The sequence below is a fragment of the Sphingobium xenophagum genome (assembly GCF_002288285.1).
Classification (GTDB): Bacteria; Pseudomonadota; Alphaproteobacteria; order Sphingomonadales; family Sphingomonadaceae; genus Sphingobium; species Sphingobium xenophagum.
In genome coordinates, this window is sequence record NZ_CP022745.1 from 937501 (window position 1) to 955217 (window position 17717).

The 17717-nt window shown below is 64.5% G+C and carries 23 protein-coding genes (1 of these 23 running past the window's edge); 6 read left to right on the top strand and 17 right to left on the bottom strand.

Annotated features, from left to right (window positions below; translation table 11 throughout):
* Window positions 1-264: the end of a lipopolysaccharide biosynthesis protein gene (locus tag CJD35_RS04590; protein WP_017182996.1), read on the top strand. Its footprint begins 1224 nt before the window's first position; only the last 264 of its 1488 coding nucleotides appear in the window; the start codon falls outside the window, past its left edge; its stop codon occupies window positions 262-264.
* Between the two features lie 46 nt (window positions 265-310).
* Here the strand turns inward: CJD35_RS04590 and CJD35_RS04595 are convergent, their stop codons facing one another.
* Complete coding sequence (locus CJD35_RS04595; protein ID WP_017182995.1) at window positions 311-739, bottom strand: CBS domain-containing protein; 429 nt, start codon at window positions 737-739, stop codon at window positions 311-313.
* Between the two features lie 71 nt (window positions 740-810).
* On the opposite strand from CJD35_RS04595, the gene CJD35_RS04600 reads away from it, so the two are divergent.
* Together CJD35_RS04600 and CJD35_RS04605 are read left to right on the top strand one after the other, a co-directional pair.
* Window positions 811-1122: a hypothetical protein gene (locus CJD35_RS04600; RefSeq protein WP_017182994.1), complete on the top strand. Its 312-nt coding sequence runs from the start codon at window positions 811-813 to the stop codon at window positions 1120-1122.
* The gene (locus CJD35_RS04605; RefSeq protein WP_017182993.1) at window positions 1103-1480 is read left to right on the top strand and encodes an acyl-CoA thioesterase; all 378 of its coding nucleotides are present in this window, start codon (window positions 1103-1105) and stop codon (window positions 1478-1480) included. Before CJD35_RS04600 ends, CJD35_RS04605 begins: the two co-directional genes overlap by 20 nt.
* 4 nt (window positions 1481-1484) lie before the next feature.
* Here the strand turns inward: CJD35_RS04605 and CJD35_RS04610 are convergent, their stop codons facing one another.
* From CJD35_RS04610 to hisS, 6 genes are all read right to left on the bottom strand, one after another.
* Window positions 1485-2993 (bottom strand): DUF4139 domain-containing protein, encoded by a 1509-nt coding sequence (locus CJD35_RS04610; RefSeq protein ID WP_017182992.1) that lies wholly within the window; start codon window positions 2991-2993, stop codon window positions 1485-1487.
* Between the two features lie 95 nt (window positions 2994-3088).
* Window positions 3089-4489, bottom strand: coding sequence for a DUF4139 domain-containing protein (locus tag CJD35_RS04615; RefSeq protein ID WP_017182991.1), 1401 nt, complete (start codon window positions 4487-4489; stop codon window positions 3089-3091).
* Between the two features lie 129 nt (window positions 4490-4618).
* A complete protein-coding gene (locus CJD35_RS04620; RefSeq protein WP_017182990.1) occupies window positions 4619-5557 on the bottom strand; it encodes a DUF4167 domain-containing protein in 939 nt (312 codons plus the stop codon).
* 291 nt (window positions 5558-5848) lie between these two features.
* Window positions 5849-6691 (bottom strand): peptide chain release factor N(5)-glutamine methyltransferase, encoded by an 843-nt coding sequence (prmC, locus tag CJD35_RS04625; RefSeq protein ID WP_017182989.1) that lies wholly within the window; start codon window positions 6689-6691, stop codon window positions 5849-5851.
* Between the two features lie 23 nt (window positions 6692-6714).
* Entirely contained in the window at window positions 6715-7806 is a 1092-nt protein-coding gene (gene prfA / locus CJD35_RS04630) for a peptide chain release factor 1 (protein ID WP_017182988.1), read from the bottom strand.
* A 133-nt stretch (window positions 7807-7939) separates the two neighbouring features.
* Entirely contained in the window at window positions 7940-9265 is a 1326-nt protein-coding gene (hisS, locus tag CJD35_RS04635; protein WP_095687181.1) for a histidine--tRNA ligase, read from the bottom strand.
* 138 nt (window positions 9266-9403) lie between these two features.
* On the opposite strand from hisS, the gene CJD35_RS04640 reads away from it, so the two are divergent.
* From CJD35_RS04640 to ggt, 3 genes are all read left to right on the top strand, one after another.
* On the top strand, window positions 9404-11335 hold the full coding sequence (locus CJD35_RS04640) for a M61 family metallopeptidase (RefSeq protein ID WP_017182986.1): 1932 nt from the start codon (window positions 9404-9406) through the stop codon (window positions 11333-11335).
* A 35-nt stretch (window positions 11336-11370) separates the two neighbouring features.
* Window positions 11371-11910: an inorganic diphosphatase gene (gene ppa / locus CJD35_RS04645; protein WP_017182985.1), complete on the top strand. Its 540-nt coding sequence runs from the start codon at window positions 11371-11373 to the stop codon at window positions 11908-11910.
* A 242-nt stretch (window positions 11911-12152) separates the two neighbouring features.
* Window positions 12153-13853, top strand: a complete 1701-nt coding sequence (gene ggt / locus CJD35_RS04650; protein ID WP_017182984.1) for a gamma-glutamyltransferase — start codon at window positions 12153-12155, stop codon at window positions 13851-13853.
* Window positions 13854-13872: 19 nt separating this feature from the next.
* On the opposite strand, the gene CJD35_RS04655 is transcribed toward ggt, so the two are convergent.
* The 10 genes from CJD35_RS04655 to CJD35_RS22675 are packed head-to-tail and all read right to left on the bottom strand — an operon-like array spanning window position 13873 to window position 17640.
* On the bottom strand, window positions 13873-14364 hold the full coding sequence (locus CJD35_RS04655) for a hypothetical protein (RefSeq protein ID WP_017182983.1): 492 nt from the start codon (window positions 14362-14364) through the stop codon (window positions 13873-13875).
* Between the two features lie 54 nt (window positions 14365-14418).
* The gene (locus CJD35_RS04660) at window positions 14419-14835 is read right to left on the bottom strand and encodes a SufE family protein (RefSeq protein WP_017182982.1); all 417 of its coding nucleotides are present in this window, start codon (window positions 14833-14835) and stop codon (window positions 14419-14421) included.
* A 51-nt stretch (window positions 14836-14886) separates the two neighbouring features.
* Window positions 14887-15120, bottom strand: coding sequence for a hypothetical protein (locus CJD35_RS04665; RefSeq protein ID WP_017182981.1), 234 nt, complete (start codon window positions 15118-15120; stop codon window positions 14887-14889).
* Between the two features lie 28 nt (window positions 15121-15148).
* Complete coding sequence (locus CJD35_RS04670) at window positions 15149-15400, bottom strand: hypothetical protein (RefSeq protein WP_017182980.1); 252 nt, start codon at window positions 15398-15400, stop codon at window positions 15149-15151.
* Window positions 15401-15426: 26 nt separating this feature from the next.
* Window positions 15427-15738 (bottom strand): hypothetical protein, encoded by a 312-nt coding sequence (locus CJD35_RS04675; protein ID WP_017182979.1) that lies wholly within the window; start codon window positions 15736-15738, stop codon window positions 15427-15429.
* A 24-nt stretch (window positions 15739-15762) separates the two neighbouring features.
* Window positions 15763-16053, bottom strand: a complete 291-nt coding sequence (locus CJD35_RS04680) for a hypothetical protein (RefSeq protein WP_017182978.1) — start codon at window positions 16051-16053, stop codon at window positions 15763-15765.
* Between the two features lie 35 nt (window positions 16054-16088).
* The gene (gene pspC, locus CJD35_RS04685; RefSeq protein WP_006953513.1) at window positions 16089-16469 is read right to left on the bottom strand and encodes an envelope stress response membrane protein PspC; all 381 of its coding nucleotides are present in this window, start codon (window positions 16467-16469) and stop codon (window positions 16089-16091) included.
* A gap of 1 nt (window position 16470) precedes the next feature.
* Window positions 16471-16752, bottom strand: coding sequence for an envelope stress response membrane protein PspB (gene pspB / locus CJD35_RS04690; protein ID WP_017182976.1), 282 nt, complete (start codon window positions 16750-16752; stop codon window positions 16471-16473).
* A gap of 4 nt (window positions 16753-16756) precedes the next feature.
* Window positions 16757-17425, bottom strand: coding sequence for a phage shock protein PspA (gene pspA / locus CJD35_RS04695; protein ID WP_017182975.1), 669 nt, complete (start codon window positions 17423-17425; stop codon window positions 16757-16759).
* A gap of 41 nt (window positions 17426-17466) precedes the next feature.
* A complete protein-coding gene (locus CJD35_RS22675) occupies window positions 17467-17640 on the bottom strand; it encodes a hypothetical protein (RefSeq protein WP_017182974.1) in 174 nt (57 codons plus the stop codon).
* Window positions 17641-17717 lie beyond the last annotated feature (77 nt).

Consider the following 17717-nt stretch of genomic DNA (forward strand, 5'->3'; position numbering starts at 1 on the left):
GCCGGGGCGCCGATGGGCCTGCGCCTGATCGATCTGGTGCGGGCCGCTGCGCCGGGGCTGGGCTGCGCGATCCTGATGGCGGGCGTCGTGCTGGCGGTCGATCGCATCCTGCCGCCGCTGGCTGCGCCGGTGCGGCTTGCCGTGCTGGTGCCGACCGGGGGCATAGCCTTCCTCGCCGCGCTGATGCTGTGCGCGCGGGGCACGCTGATGGAACTGGTCGCGCTGGTGATTCGCCGCGCGTCGCCGGTTCAGGCGCCCGCCTGAGAATGTGGCCCGACAGGCGCGCAAAAGCGCGTGTCGAGCCCGTCTTTCAGGCGGTCTGGATATAGTCGCGCAGAGCGGCCGCTTCCGCCTCGATCCGGTCGATGCGGAACTTGACGAGATCGCCGATCGAAATCAGCCCGATCAATTCGCCGCCGACGACGACCGGCAGGTGGCGGATGCGCCGCTTGGTCATCAGCGACAGGCCCGCCATGACCGGCGTGTCGTCGTCAATGGTGATGGCAGGGGCGGTCATCACTTCCGCAACGGGACGCTCCAGCGCCGCCGCGCCTTCGGTCGCGACGCGATAGACCAGGTCGCGCTCGGAAAATATCCCGACTACCTGCCCGTCATCCACCACCGGCACGCAACCGATCCGCTGTTCCGCCAGCAGCGTCACGACGGACAGCACGCTGTCGGTCGATCGCACCTGGATGACGTCACGCCCCTTGCCCTCCAATATCGCCGCGATGGTCATGACCGCTCTCCTTTCCTGGACATTATGTCTCAATGCTTGATGATCACATTTTCGTAAGCCAAAGAAAAGAGATGACACGCAAACAAGCCCTCGACGATCCACAAATTGCCGCAGCCGCATGGACGCGGTTTCGCCGCATCATGCTGTGGATGGCCGCGGGGGGCGCGGCCTGCGTGGCGGCTTCGCTCATCTTCCTGCGGCTATGGGCCGGGCCGATGCCGATCCACATGGTCATCGCCACGATTTTGGGCGTATGGTTGACCTTCATGCTGGGAACCGGCCTGATGGCGCTGGTTTTCCTGTCCAGCGGCACCGGGCATGATGAACAGGTAATCGACCGGATCAAGGATGAGGTGCCAGAGCATGACCAAGACGCGCGGTGATGTCGTGTTGCGCGTGATGCCGCGGCTGGCGGACATCAACGCCAATGGCCATATTTTCGGCGGCTGGGTACTCAGCCAGATGGACATTGCGGGCGGCATCATCGCCCATCGGATCGCGCAGGGCGCGGTTGCGACCGTCGCGATCGAAAGCATGAAGTTCATCACCCCCATATTGCTGGGGGATGTCGTGTCGGTCTACGCCCATGAAGAGCGGCGGGGCCGCACGTCGGTCGCCATCCGCATCGACGTGGTGGCGGTTCGCGGACCGCAGGAGGAGCAGGTGGACCTGACCAGCGGGCTGTTCACCTTCGTCGCGCTGGACGAAAATCACCGGCCCCGGCCCCTGCCCGACGCCTGAAAGCTCAGCGCGGCAAACGCCGCGTATAGGTAAGGTCGGCCTTGCCATTGGCGGGGACTGTGACTCGCCAGATCCATGCATTGCCGCGCCGCTCCATGTCCTTCGGGCGGGGCTCTATGTCGTGCGGGATGGTGACTTCGGCGATCACGTCGAATGGCCGGGCGTTGCTGAGCGCGATCGTCCAGTCCGGGCGCTCGCGCGTCGACCCCATTGGCCGCACCGCAATGCGGACGTCCGCGCTTTCAGCGAGGTCATAGTCGATCCGTTCACCTTCCGCCTTGTCGCCAATGTCCGCCTCCCCGGCCAGCAGGCGCATATCGCCCACCTGCTCGAAAACCGCGACGCGCCCTGACGGCATGGGCAGGCCAAGACCATCATCCTTGCGATTCTGTAGCCGCAACCGCAGCGTCATCGGCCGGGATTCGCCCGCGCCCGATGCCCCGCTGACCGTCGCGGCGTAAAGGCGCTCGACCTTGACGCCGGGCTGGCGCAGCAGCGCGACCTGCTTCTGGCTGCTGGCGGCGACCGTCACGGACACGGGCACGCGGTAGAATTTCAGATCGCCCAGATCCTCCTGTTCCGCCACGACCGGCGCGGGCGGCGGCGGAGCGGCAACAGCCATCGGCGAAAGGACCGCTCCGGTCGCGCGCTGCGCCGTCACCATGATCTCCTGCGCGCCGTCCGCCATCATTGCCGGGGGCATCTCGACAGGAAACAGGTTCCAGCGCGGATGGGTGCTGGTAATGTCCATCGGCCAGCAGGTCAGGCGCAGCGGGCCGCCGGTGGGCCGTGGCTGATCCCCGCGTGGCTGGCGATGGGGCTGTCCGGCGATGACGTTGAGCTGGGCGTCGGCAAAGCCGGTGACGCCGCCATTGGCGACCGTCAACCAAGCCATCAGGTCCAGCCTGCTGCCATCCCCCTGCATGTCGGCGACATAGGAAGCGGACCAGTCGAACCCCTCGGCCAGATAGGTGAGTTGCAACGTCGCGCGGGTCGCCCGATCACTGGTCGCAATCACCGACAGCGTCGGACGCGGCGACAGATCCTTGGGTGCCTGTGGGTAGAGCATCCTTTCGGGCAGGCCGCTGCACCCCAGCGCTTCATAGCCCTGCTCTGTGTGGACGATCACACCGCCGGTCGGCCCGGCGCTCAGTATCGCGTCCTGCTCGGTCACCTTGCCGGTGGCGCGGTCGGTGCGGCGCAGCGTGACGCGGCGCTTGAGATAGGCGTCGACCAACCCTGCGGGCGACAGCAGCCGCGCATCGCGATTCTTCTCCCGCACGCCGCGCGGCATGCCGGTCAGGATGGCGGTTTCGGGCATCAGCCCTTCGGCCACCCCTTCGAACCGGACGACCGATTCGCCCTGCGGCAGATCGACCGTGCGGGTTTCGGTGACCAGTGCATAGCCGCCCGGCCAGTCACGATCGATCGCGCCAGCCGCGCGGTCCGGCGCGCGATAGACGGTGACCGACACGGCATCGATCCGGGTGGAAATGACGGTATCGGCCTGCACCGATGGAGCAATGGCACAAAGAGACAGCGTCAAAAGCCAACCCGCGAAGGCGGGAACAGGCGCCCAATATCGCAAAAGCCGCACTACGACCCGCTTCAGTAGCGCGATTCGAACGTGACGGTCAGGTCGATCGACCCGTTGGCTGGGACAGGCACGCTCCATTCCATCCGGTCGGCCGACACGCGCCGCCCTTCCACGCTCTGCGCGGTGACGCGGGTGTCGCCCCACAGCCCGTCCTGCGCCAGATCGATCGTGATTGCTTCGGGCCGGGCGTTGGTCAGCGTATAGCGCATCCGTGTTTCCCAGCGCGATCCGCCCTTTTTCATGCGCTGTTCGACCGTTGGCCGGACCTTGACGTCGAACGCCTCGCCCGTGCGCAGCGCCATCGACGATCCCATCGGCGTATGGTCGATGCTGTTTTCGCCGATGAATTGCGGATCGCCGCGCGCGTCGCGCATATAGACGCGGATCGTGCCCGCGGGCAGTTGATCGCCAAGCCCGCCCTGTTTGGATGTCGAGAATTTCAGCACGCTCGACGCACTCCGCGGTTCGGCTGAACTGCCGAGCCAGGGGTTGAGATATTCATAGGTCGCCCGCGCCGGTGCGCCCTTCACGTCCAGAAAACTCACCTGTTTCTGCTGCGCATTGGCGATCGTCGTGCGGCGCTCCAGCGGATAGAGATAATAGTCGCCCAGCCGCTCGCGCGGGCCGCTTTCCGTTCCCGCCTGGTCGATCGCGCCGCTGCCCGATTGCCACCAGTTGCGGCGACCGCCTCCATTGGCGGGATTGCCCGCGACCAGGATGGTCCGCGCATTGTTGAAGGTCGTGCCGGTATTGTTGGTCAGCGTGACCCAGCCCTGCATGTCCATCGCGCCCTTGGCGGCGTCGAACAGCGCGACATAGTCGGCGGTCCAGCCCATATTGGGGGTCAGGTAGGACAAGCGGGTCGGCACCGTGCCACCGCGCGCCGCATCGACCGTGACCGACAGGGTCGGCTTGGCGCGCAAATTGGGCGGCACCCGATCGAATATCACCCGCACCGGCAGGCCATCGTCACGCAGCACCTCGATCCGCGCGCCGATCTGCAGGACGATGCCGCCATTAGCCGCGAGTATCTTGGCCCGCTCGCGCGTTTCCGCGCCGGTCGCCGGATTGGTGCGCACCAGCGTCACCTCCTGCCCGACGGCCTTGTCCATCAGCTTGTCGGGCGACAGCAGATCATAGTCGAAATTCTGTTCGACGATCGCGATGCCCGGCCCAGACAGGGTGACGGTCTCAGGCCGGATGCGCGCGGACACATCGGGAAATTCGATGCGGTTGCGCCCCTGCGTCATCGCCAGTTGCCGGTCATCCTGCACCAGCGACTGGCCGCCATTATAGATGGTGACCGCAACATCACCCTGGGCCGAAGCCCCGGTCGGATCGGCGGCGTCCTGCGCCAGCGCAGCAATGGGGAGGGCACATAAAAGCGGCACGAACAGGCGAAGGGCGGTCATGGGGCCAGGTCTCTCCCAACAATGTCGTTGCCTTGTGCCGCAAGCGGCCCGACTTGGGAAGCGGGCATGAAAAAGGGGACGGCGCGCTTGGCGTCGTCCCCTTTTTCATGCCGGATGCGGCGATGCGGCTTATTCGGCCGCCTGCGTCGTCGTGGCGCGGGGGCGGCGGGTGCGCTTCTTGGGCGCCTCCTCGCTGGCTTCGCTGTCATTGTCGGCCCGCGCGATCGAGGGCGGCAGGATCGCCATGTCCAGACCCTCGGTCGCTTCGGCGGCTGCCGGTTCGACGACCTTGCGCGGACGGCCACGGCGCGGACGGGGCGCTTCTTCGCTCTGCGGCGCGGGTGCCTGCTGGACGGGTGCAGCCTCTACGACCGGCGCTGCGACAGGAGCAGGCGCGGGCTGTTCGACCTGCGGCTGCGCTTCGGCAAAGACGGGACGGTCGCGACGCGGACGGTCACGGCGCGGGCCGCGATCTTCACGGCCACGATCGTCGCGACCACGATCCTCGCGACTATCGCGTGATTCGTCCTGACGGCGATTCTGGTCGCGCTGCGGACGATCGCCCTGATCGCGCGCGGCGCGGTCATTGTCGCGCGGGGCACGGTCCTGATCGCGCGACGCGCGGTCATTATAGTCCCGCTGGCCCCGGTCGGGCTGTTCGCGCGGGGTGCGATCATAGGAGGCAGAATCGGTGCGGAATTCGTCGACACCGTCAGCGACGCCGTCGAAATCGTCGCCATCCTCGTCGAAATTCTCGTCCGGGCGGCGGTGACGCTGCGGCTGATTGGCCTGCTGCTCTTCCTGCCGGGCGCGATTGTCGGCCAGGACGCGGAAATAATGGTCGGCAAATTGCAGATAATATTCCGCATTCACCCGGTCGCCCGCCATCTGGGCATCGCGCGCCATATTCTTGTATTTCTCAAGAAGCTGGGCCGCATTGCCCCGCGCGCGGTTGTCGATGCGGTTACCGCTATCGCCCCCGCCGCGATTGCCACCATTATTGGGACGTCCATTGTTATTATTGTTCCGGCCGCGATTGCGGCGACCGGCCTGCCGGTTGTTGATCAAGACATGATCCTTGCGTTCGCTGTCATCATATTGGCTGAAAACTCTGTTCCGTCGCCATCCCCAAGCACGGCCCGCACATCAGGCCGGATACGGCTCCGCAGGGCATGGCCGGTTCAAAGGGCCAGTGCCTCAAGATGCCAGCGGCGCCGGGCAGCAGCGCCGTCATGACTGTCAGGAGCGTAGAAAATGGCTTTTTCTATCAATGGCCTAAACTAACCATATCACGATATAGTGCCATCCCTGCTGTCGATGTAGAGACTTTCGCTGAAGAAACCAAGCAATTTCCGCTTGTCACGGCGTTAATTGCATTGCGCCTGTCCCTTTGGACATGGTTGCGACCAGACAACGATCATGCCCGGCAAGGTCTTGCAGCGCCCGGACGGCCAGCCCCGCATCGCCCAGCAGCGCGGAAACCGCATCCTTCTGATCATAGCCGATCTCGATCGCGGCCATGCCGTCCGGCGCGATCAGGCGGGGCAGGTCGGGCACGATCCGGCGATAGTCGTCCAGCCCCTCAACCCCCGCGAACAGCGCGCTGTCCGGCTCATGCAGCACATCGCCCGCCAGCGCGACGCTGCGCGCGATATAGGGCGGGTTGATCAGGATCAGGTCGAAGCGCCCGTCAATGCCCTGCGCCCAGTCGCCGGGGCGGAAGGTCGCGCGGCCCGCCAGCCCCAGCCGTTCCGCATTGCCTTGCGCCACCGCCAGCGCGCCGGGCGAAGCGTCGACGCCCAGCCCGTGAGCATCGGGCCATTCGCTTAGCGCCGCCAGCAGCAACGCGCCGGAGCCTGTGCCAAGGTCGAGGATGGATCGCGGCGCGCGCGCCGTGAAATGGGCGACCGCCGCCTCGATCAGCGTTTCGCTGTCCGGGCGCGGGATAAGGACGTCGGGGGTGACGGCCAGGCTGATCGTCCAGAAATCGCGAAAGCCCGTAATATAGGCGACCGGCTCCCCCGCGACGCGGCGATCCGTCAGCGCCGCAAAGCCGGGCGGGACGCGCAGGTCGCGCTGGCGCAGCAGCAACGCGTTGCGGGAAAGCCCCAGCGCATGGGCCATCAGCAATTCCGCGTCCAGGCGCGGGGTATCGCTGGCGGCGCTGATCCGGGCAGTGGCGGCGCGCAGGGCGTCGGCCATGCCCCCGTCCCCTGCGATGCCGCTCAACCGATCCCATCCAGTTGCGCCAGCCGGGCGGCTTCATCCTCCGCAATCAGCGCGTCGATCACTTCGGCCAGCCCCGGCCCTTCCAATATCTCCGGCAGGCGATGCAGCGTCAGGTTGATGCGATGGTCGGTGACGCGCCCTTGCGGGAAATTATAGGTGCGGATGCGTTCGGAACGGTCGCCCGATCCCACCATCGCCTTGCGCGCCCCGGCCTGCTCGCTCTGGGTGCGTTCGCGTTCGGCTTCGTAGAGGCGCGCGCGCAGCACCTGCATCGCCTTGGCCTTATTCTTGTGCTGGGACCGTTCGTCCTGCTGGATCACGACCAGACCGCTGGGCAAATGGGTGATGCGGACCGCCGAATCGGTGGTGTTGACGTGCTGGCCGCCAGCGCCCGACGCGCGATATATGTCGATCTTCAGGTCGCTGTCGGCGATCTGGACGTCGACCTCCTCCGGCTCCGGCAGCACCGCAACGGTCGCCGCCGATGTGTGGATGCGCCCGCCGCTTTCGGTGACGGGCACGCGCTGGACGCGGTGGACGCCGCTTTCAAACTTCAGTTTCGCAAACACGCCGGTGCCGGTGACGGACGCGACGACTTCCTTATACCCGCCCGCTTCGGAGGGGTTGGCGGACATCAGCTCCATCTTCCAGCCGACCGAATCGGCATAGCGCTGATACATGCGGAACAGGTCGCCCGCGAACAACGCCGCCTCGTCCCCGCCAGTCCCGGCGCGGATTTCCAGCATGGCCGGGCGCGCATCGGCCGAATCGCGGGGCAGCAATTGCAGCGCCAGCGCCCGTTCGGCGGCGGGCAGCTGGCTCTTGAGGATCTGCATCTCCTCCTGCGCCATTTCGCGCATCAGCGGGTCCGCGTCCGCATCCGCGCCCCCCGTCATATAATCGAGCGCAGCCAGTTCCTGCCGCAAACGCCGCACTTCATGCGCGGCGCGGGCCACCGGCTCGATCTCGGCATATTCCTTGGACAGGCGCACAAACGCGTCGGCGGGCAGATCGGCCCGCGTCATCGACGCCTGCACCTCATCCCGGCGCGCCTCGATCTGCGCAATGCGTTCGGCGGAGATGTGCATTAGGCACCCACCCCCAAACCGTTCGGGCTGAGCCTGTCGAAGCCCTGCCCTGCCCTGCGCGCGGCAGAACGACGGCCCTTCGACAGGCTCAGGGCGAACGGGAATGGAGTGGCGCGATGGGCGTGGGTCGGCATCAGTCGACCATTGCCTTTGCGCCTTCCAGCAGCGCTGGATTTCGAGCCATGCCTTCGCCAACCACCAGCATCTTCAACAAGTCATAAGGAGAAGCCAGTGGCACTTCCTGCTGTTCACCCGACCGCAGATTTTTGAGCGCCATGACCCCTTTGGCGATTTCATCATCGCCCAAAATAGCAGCAAACAGCGCGCCTGAAGCATTGGCACGCTGCATCCGCTTTTTCATATTGCCGCGAAAGCCCATGTCGCAGGCGATACCGGCGCGACGCAGATCGGCAATGATGCCGGTGGCCCTCGCTTCGGCGGCTTCGCCCATCGGGATGATGGCGACGGTCGGCTTCTCCACCTCCGGCGCATCCACCAGCATCGCCAGCCGCTCGATCCCCGCTGCCCAGCCGACCGCAGGCGTCGCCGGGCCGCCCAGATTCTCGATCAGCCCGTCATAGCGTCCGCCACCCATCACCGTGCCTTGCGCGCCCAGCCGGTCGGTGACGAACTCGAACGCGGTGTGGCGATAATAATCGAGGCCGCGGACCAGCCGGGCATTGCGTTCCCATGCGACGCCCGCCGCATCCAGGCCGCTCGTCACCTTCTCGAAAAAGCTACGCGCCTCGTCGGTCAGATAGGCGTCGATGTCGGGCGCGCTGTCGGCGACGGGGCGGTCGCGCGGGTCTTTGCTGTCGAGGATGCGCAGCGGATTCTTCGCCAGCCGATCGACGCTATCCTCCGACAAGTCCCCGCGATGCGCCTCGAAATGCGCGATCAGCGCGGCGCGCCAGGCTTCGCGGCTGGCCGCGTCGCCCAGCGTGTTGAGCGTCAGCGTCACGCCGTCGTCAATGCCCAGTTCCTTGAGCAACTGGTCCGCGAACACCAGCAATTCGACGTCCGCGCCCGGCTCGGCCGCGCCGATGATTTCAGCGTCGAGCTGGTGAAACTGGCGGAAGCGGCCCTTTTGCGGCCGTTCGTAGCGGAACAGCGGGCCATGCGTCGCCACCTTGAGCGGCGCATATTGCTGCCAGCCCTCGGTAATATAGGCGCGGCTGATCCCGGCGGTAAATTCCGGGCGCAGCGTGATGGAATCGCCGCCGCGATCCTCGAACGTGTACATTTCCTTCGACACGACATCGGTGGATTCGCCCAGCGACCGGGCGAATACGGCGGTGGATTCGAATACCGGCACCTCTACCCGCTGAAAGCCGTAAAGTTTGCGCACCCGGTCAAAGGTTGCGACCACATGCGCAAAGCGTTCCGCAAACGCTTCTGCTGTGCCGCCCAACATGTCTTGCGTGCCGCGAACCGGGCGCGGGGTTTCGATTTTCGCCATATGCCGGGCCTTTAGCTTCATTTCAGGCCGGGTGAAATGAATATTTGGGTCAGCGCAAGGGGTGGACGAGGCCAAGAGACAAGGCCATTGTGACGGCATGAGGGCCGTCCGGCCCAGCCTGTATTTTCGGAGACGTTCATGATCCGCAGCCTTGCTGCCGCCCTTTGCCTGACAACGGGCATTTCCCTGGCGATCGCCAGCCCGCTAGCCGCCCAGGAAGCGATCCGGTCCAAACCCACCGCCCTGCCGGTCAACGACGCAACCCCCGCGCCAAAGGACATTCCCTATCCCGGCGGCACCATCAAGCTGGAGGTTGACGCCAGCGACACGACCCAGCGCATCTTCCGCGTGAGGGAGACGATCCCGGTCGCGACCAGCGGGCCGATGACGCTGCTGATGCCCGAATGGTTGCCGGGCAATCACGCCCCGCGCGGCCAGCTGGAAAAGCTGAACGGCCTGACCTTCACCGCCGATGGCAAGCCGCTCAGCTGGAAGCGCGATCCGCTGAACGTCTACGGCTTCGTCATCGACGTACCGCAGGGGACGAAACAGGTCGTCGCCCAGTTCCAGTTCCTGTCCGCGACCGCGGGCAATCAGGGCCGCGTCGTCGTGACGCCCAAGATGCAGAATATCCAGTGGGAAGCGGTCTCGCTCTATCCGGCGGGCTATTATACCCGCCAGATCCCGGTGCAGGCGACCGTCACCTATCCCGCCGGCTGGCAGGCCGCGACCGCGCTGCGGGGCAAGCGGACCGGCGATACCGTCGCCTATGACGTGATCGACTATGAAGCGTTGCAGGATTCGCCCGTCTTTGCCGGCGAGCATTTCAAGGCGGTGGATCTGGGAAACAATGTCACGCTCAACATCGTGGCCGATGATGCCGACGAACTGGTCTATACCCCGGAACAGATCGCCAAGCACAAAAGGCTAGTGGACGAAGCGGGCGCGCTGTTCGGCAGCTATCATTTCGACCATTATGATTTCCTGCTCGCCATCACCGACGAAATGGGCGGCATTGGCCTGGAGCATCATCGCAGCTCGGAAAATCAGGTCGAACCGGGCTATTTCAAGAAATGGAGCGATGGCGAGGCGTTGCTGGACCGCAACCTGCTGCCCCATGAATTCACCCATAGCTGGGACGGCAAGTTCCGCCGCCCCGACCTGCTATGGACCCCCGATTTCCGCACGCCGATGCAGGACAATCTGCTGTGGGTCTATGAAGGGCAGACGCAATTCTGGGGCTATGTGCTGGGCGCGCGGTCGGGCCTGTTCACCAAGCAGGAAACGCTCGACGCCTATGCCCAGATCGCGGCCAGGCTGGACACCACGGTCGGTCGGCAATGGCGGCCGATGGAGGATACGACGCATGATCCCATCATTTCCGCCCGCCGGCCCAAGGGCTGGGTCAGCTGGCAGCGGTCGGAGGACTATTATAATGAAGGGCTGATGATCTGGCTGGAGGCCGACGCGATCATCCGCAAGCAGACCAGGGGCGCCAAGGGGCTGGACGATTTCGCCAAGGCCTTTTTCGGCGTGAAGCCGGGCGACTGGGGCGAACTTGTCTATAACCGGCAGGATGTCATCAACACGCTGAACGGCATCGCGCCCTATGACTGGGCCGGTTTCTTCCAGACCTATGTGGACAGTCCGACGCGCGAAACGCCCAAGGGCGGCTTCACCATGGGCGGGTACAAGCTGGTCTATGGCGACACCCCCAATGCCATTACCAAAGCGGCCGAAGGCGCGAACAAGATTGTCGACCAAAGCTATGGCATCGGCCTGATCGTCAAGAATGACGGCGAAATCAGCAGCGTCATCTGGGACAGCCCGGCATTCAAGGCGGGCCTGCTGGTCGGCGCCAAGATCGTGGCAGTCAATGGCGATGAATATTCGGGCGACGTGTTCAAGGCGGCGATCAAGGCCAAGGCGCCGTTCCAGATCATCCTAAAGAAGGACAAATATTACCGCACTTTGTCACTCGATTATTCGGGCGGGCTGCGCTATCCGCGCCTCGAAAAGACAGGAGAGGGTGAGGGCAGCCTCGACAAGCTGCTCAAACCGAAAACATAAACACCCCGAAGCCAAGTGCAACAAAAGGCGTATCCATGAATATCGAACTGATTCCGGTTGGCGATGATCCGCCCAACAGCCTGAATGTCATCATCGAAGTTCCGGTCGGCGGCGAACCGGTGAAATATGAGTTCGACAAGGCGTCGGGCGCGCTGTTCGTGGATCGCATCCTGCACACGCCGATGCGCTATCCGGCCAATTACGGCTTCGTGCCGCACACGCTGTCGCCCGATGGCGATCCTCTGGACGCACTCGTCATCGCGCGCTCGCCCTTCGTCCCCGGTTCGGTCGTCCGCGCACGCCCGATCGCGGTGCTGAACCTGGAAGATGAAGCGGGCGGCGACGAAAAGCTGGTCTGCGTGCCGGACAACAAGACCTTCCCTTATTATGCCGACGTGGGCGAAAAGGATGACCTGCCCGGCATCGTGATGGAACAGATCGAACATTTCTTCACCCATTACAAGGACTTGGAAAAGACCAAATGGGTGCGGATCGGCACCTGGGGCGGCGCTGAGGACGCCCGGCAGATCACGCTGGAAGCCATTGCCCGCTATCAGGCGACCAAGAAGGACTGAAACGTCCGCTTGTCCGATCGAATCGAAAAGGCCGCGCGGTGCAAACTGCGCGGCCTTTTTTGTGGCAATGCAGTCCCGCAAAATCCTCCCCTGCAAGGGGGTAGGGACCGTTCGCGAAGCGAATGGTGGAGGGGTGTCGCCTCCCGTGCAAAGGCAGGATTGTCATAAAGCGCAGTCCGCCTGCCCGCTATTGGCATCGTCAAAGGGTTGCGGCAGGCAACGCAATGCGTAGGGTAGCGGGCATGAAATTCCGCCCGCTCGGCCTGCTGGCCCCCATCGCCCTTATCGCCACCCTGCCGTTGCCCGCCATGGCGCGCGAGCCGGTATCGACCAACGCCACCGTCTCCGCCGCCGATCCGCGCGCCGCTGCCGCCGGGCAGGAGATATTGCGCAAGGGCGGCAGCGCGACGGACGCGGCCATCGCGATGATGCTGACGCTCAATGTCGTCGAACCGCATAATAGCGGCATCGGCGGCGGCGGTTTCCTGATGCATCATGACGGGCAGAGCGGCGTGCTGGAATCGATCGACGGTCGCGAAACCGCGCCCGCCGCCGCCCGGCCCGACCGCTTCATGGGCGCCGATGGCAAGCCGTTGTCCTTCCGCAACGCCTGGCCCGGCGGCTATTCCGTCGGCGTGCCGGGCAATCTGCGTCTGGCGTGGGACGCCCACAGGAAATGGGGCAAGCTGCCCTGGGCCGACCTGTTCCAGCCCGCGATCCGCGCGGCGGAGGAGGGATTTGAGGTACGCCAGCGGCTCGACACGGCGATGAAGGCGGTGGCGGGGGTCTGGGCCGACTTCCCCGAAATCCAGAAATATTTCTGGATCGACGGCAAGCCCGCGCCGATGGGCACGATCCTCAAAAATCCGCCGCTCGCCGCGCTGTTCAAACGGATCGCGGCGGAGGGGCCGGACGCCTTCTACACCGGCGACAATGCCCGGCTGATGGCGCAGGCGGTCACCAACGCCCCCAAAAACCCGGTGCCGATGACCGAAGCGGACATCGCCGCCTATCAGGCCAAGCCGCGCAAGCCGGTCTGCGGGACATATCGCGTCTATACCGTGTGCGGCATGGGACCGGCATCGGGCGGCGGCATTACCGTGCTCCAGATATTGGGCATGGTGGAGCGCTTTCCGCTTAGCGCTTGGGGCAAGGATGATCCGCGCTCCTGGCACGTCATCGGCGAAGCGATGCAACTGGCCTATGCCGATCGCGGCACCTGGCTTGGCGATCCCGATTTCGTCGCCGTGCCGATCAGCGGCCTGATCGACCCGACCTATCTCAAGCAACGCTCCGCCCGCATCCGCCTCAACAAGGCGCTCAATGACTATCAGCCTGGCACCCCGCCCGGCGCGCAGCCGCGCACCGCGTCGCTGCCCCAGCCCGAAAGCGGCACCAGCCATTTCGTCGCGGTCGACCGCAATGGCGACATCGCCGCCTGGACATCCACCATCGAAAGCTTTTTCGGCAGCCAGCTGGTCGCCAACGGCGTCATCCTCAACAATGAACTGACCGATTTCAGCTTCACGCCGGAAAAGGATGGCGCGCCGGTCGCCAACGCCGTGGGGCCGGGCAAGCGGCCCCTTTCCTCCATGTCGCCCACCATCGTCTATGATGCCAAGGGGACGCCCATCTTCACCGTCGGCGCGGCGGGCGGCAAGACCATCATCATGCAGGTGGCCAAGGCGCTGATCGCCCATTTCGACTGGGGCATGTCGGCGCAGGATTCGATCGCGATGGGCCTCATCTTCTTCAACGGCGACGGGCTGGTGCTGGAACAGGGCACCGGGCTGGAAACGATGCAGGCGCCGCTGGAGAAGCTGGGCCACCGCGTCACCGTCTCGCGCCTTGGCCTGAAAGCCAACGCCGCCGAACGCGCGCCCGATGGCCACTGGATCGGCGCAGCCGACCCGCGCAGCCCCGGCGTGTCATTGCAGGAGTGAATGGGCAACCGTCGTTGCATCACCCCTTCAAATCCAGCCCGGCGACGTTGAAGGCAAAGGGCGCGCTCTGATCCTTCGGCCCGGTCACCAGATTGACCGATACCGTCTGCGCCTTGGCGATCGCCTCATAGGCGTTTTGCGACGGCAATATCTCGATCCCGTCCTTGGCGTCGGTCATCCGCCCCTTCCAGCGCAGCGGCCGGCCGCCATCGGCCGTCGCGGTTACGGCGCAATCGGACAGGTCGCACTGGAACGGCGCGCCGACCAGCTTCACCGTCACCGACTTTTCGCCATTGTCCATCGGCTGGACCAGCATGACCGCGAACGTGTCCGCCGCCGTCATCGTCGGCACCGCATTGGCGCTGCCGATATAGGCCAGCTTGGGCTTGCCGCCCGACCCGGCCTCATATTTCCACGTCTGGCCGATCGTGTCCCGCTGGGTCGGCCCCTTGTCGCCCGACGAACAGGCCGCGAGCAGCCCAATGGCTGTAATGGCGATGAAATGGCGCATGACTGAATCTCCTTGTCGGGACATTCAACGCCGCAACTTGATGCAGGTTTCCCTTTAAGCGCTGTACCGCGCCGCTGTGTCGCGGATCAGGGCGATCATGTTGGGGATGCCCTGGGTCCGGTTGGAACTCAGCTGATTTTTGAGGTCGAACGGGGCCAGCGCCCCCTCTATGTCCGCAGCGCCGATCGTGGCGGGACTTTTGTCCTGCACGGTCAGCAGCACCAGCGCGATGATCCCCTTGGTGATCGCGGCGTTGCTGTCGGCCAGGAAATGCAGCCTCCCATCGTCCAGCACGGTGGGATAGACCCACACTGCCGCCGAACAGCCACGCACCAGCGTCGCATCGGTCTTGAGCGCGTCGGGCATGGGTTCGAGCGCCCGGCCCAGATCGATCAGCAGACGATAGCGGTCGTCCGCGTCCAGAAATTCATATTCTTCGTAAATATCGGCCAGGGCGCTTGGATCGGTCATGGCCGCCCATATAGGGGGATTTGCGCGGCGGGGAACCTGCCTTTTGGACTTTTACAAATCCACGCCCGCCGCGATCGCTTCCAGCTTGCGGATGCGTTCCTTAAGGTCGGCGACCTCGATCCGCGCGGCGGCCGACGGGGGCGCGCTCGCTTCGCCGCGATGCCCCAGTTCCGCGCGCTTCAATTCCAGCCAGCCGTTCCAGCCGCGCAAAGTGGCCATGGTCACGATGGAAAGGCCGGCCAGTCCGGCCAATGCAATCGTCAGATAGAGAGCGGGGTCCTGCATGATAGCCTCCCTGGGCTTTGGGCCGCGTTCAATCGCGGTCCCGCAATTTCTCGAATTCGCGTTCCAGTGCGCTGGTGCCATCGGTCGCCAGACGCTCCAGCACCGCGACGCGGTCTTTCAGCGCCTTCACCTCGGCACGCAGCCGTTCGGCTTCCGGGTCCGGCCCGCGGGCGATGAATTCTTCGCCCTTGTGCCGGCGCACGACGCCATATTTGGCGCGCAGGACGCTGGCGATGGCGGTGATCGCAATGATGGCGACGACCATTTCAAACGGGTTCATGATGATTTCTCCCTTTGACCGCGCGCTCAGTTGGCCGGGCTGCGCAGCCGTTCGATTTCGCGATTGAGCTGGTGGCTTTCGTCGGTGACGATCCGCTCGACCACGGCCAGCCGATCCTTCATCGATCCGATTTCGGCGCGCAGCTGGGCATTTTCCTGGCTGAGCAGCTTCACCCGCTCGACCATTTCCTCATTCTTCTGCGGATAGACCGCCTGCCCCCATGCGCCGTCGAGCGGATAGCCGTTCTTGACGCGCAGCCAGGTCGTGAACACCCAGCCGACGATCGCCAGCGATCCGACGGCAAAGACGACCGGCGCGAAATCTGCAAATGGAAACATGATCTCTACTCCCTTGCACCGCGCTCAGCGCAGCCCCTCGATTTCGCGCGCGGTGCGGATGGCCGGATCGGTGGCGATCCGTTCCAGCACGGCAATGCGTTCCTCCAGGCGGCTGATGCGGCCCATCAGCTTTTCGTTTTCACCCGACAACAGGGCGATTTTTCGACCAGCGTCGCCGTCCGTTCGATCAACGGTGCCGGTCCATTCATTTTCCACCGGATAACCGTGGCGGGCACGGACCCAGGTGGTGAACATCCAGCCCAGGGTCGACATGGCGATGATCGCCAGGACAAAGAAAGGTCCACCGAAATTCATGGGTTTAACTCCCTGTTATTCTGCCCCGGATCTGCTCAGCGCAGGCTGTCGATCTCGTCCGCCAGGCGCGTGTTGCGGCTGGTATAGTAGATTTCGATGTCAGCCAGGCGGCGGTCGATGTCGCGGAACTTGGACCGGACATCGCGGGTGGAGCGGGTCGGATTGGTCCGCACGCCCTGCCAGAATTTCTCGTCATCCCGGTCCGAATAGAGGCCCTTGGGCTTGTCATCGGCGAAATAGACGGCGGCGAAATAGGCGATCAGCGTCCAGGGGAAAGCCCCCATCAGGGTGATCAGCACCGCGCCGACACGGACCCAGACGACGTCGATCCCGCTATAGTCGGCGATGCCAGCGCACACGCCCGACCATTTGCCATTGGCCTTGTTGAGGTAGAATTTGGTGCGGCGGGCGGTCATCTCAGTTCCTCCGGTCGAAGCTGTAATCGTCGTCGCCCAGGTCGGCATCGGGTGCCGGGCGGCGCGGACGGAAATCGGGGTTGTCGGCGGCGACGATCCGTTCGACCGTCATCAGCCTTTCTTCCAGGCGGCGGGCGAGAAGGTGGAGTTCATCCAGCAGCTTCTCATCCTCGTCGGTGATCTTGGGCGCCTGCTTCCATTTGGTGACATAGTGGAAGATCAGCCACGGCATGCCGATGAACAACATGCCGCAGATCATGATGGGCAGGAATATGTCCTCCATGATATCAGGCTCCCTTGTTCATGGACGCCTTGAGCGCAGCCAGATCGGCATCCACCTTGTCGGCGGACTTCAGCTCGGCAATCTCTTCCTCCAGCGTCTTGGGCGTGCCGCCCAGCGCCATCGCATCGGCGCGGCCTTCGGCCAGATCGACCCGGCTTTCGAGCATGTCGAAGCGTGCAAACGCCTCGTTCACCTTCTCGCCGGCATAGGCTTCGCGCACCCGCAGGCGGTTTTCCGCGCTCTGCATCCGGGTGACCAGGCTGTTCTGGCGGGCGCGGGCTTCGCGCAGCTTGCCCTGCAGCTTGGAAATATCCTCTTCGGCCGCTTTCAGCGCCTCGTCCAGGGTTTCGATCTCATGGGCCAGATGCTCGGCCATGTCGGTCGCCTTCTGGCGTTCGACCAGGGCCGCCTTGGCCAGATCCTCGCGATCCTTGGACAAGGCCAGCTGCGCCTTCTCGGTCCAGCTGTCCTGCAGGGCAGTCAGCTTGGCGATGTGGCGGCGCATTTCCTTCTGGTCGGCGATCGTGCGGGCGGCGGACGCGCGCACCTCGACCAGGGTTTCCTCCATTTCGAGGATGATCATGCGGATCATCTTCGCCGGGTCTTCGGCCTTGTCGAGCAGGTCGGTGACGTTGGCGGCGATGATGTCGCGGGTGCGGGAAAAAATACCCATCTGAACTTCACTCCTTATCTTATGCTTTGGGGGCGGCGACCTTAGGCCAGATAGCACAGGGCCATGGGGGCCGCCTGACTGGCGGACGCCGGCGCTTCGCTGGCGCGGGCCGGGCCGACCGCTGACAGGATCAGGGTCGATCCGAACAGCAGCGCAGCGACGGCGACCGACATCAGCTGGCCGATTTCGCGAATGCTGTTGTTGTTCTTTTCCATGATATAACTCCCTGAACCTTGGCCTTCGTGACGTTCCGCTTGTGTCTGTGCGGATTGCCTGTAGCTTTGCAGGGGGC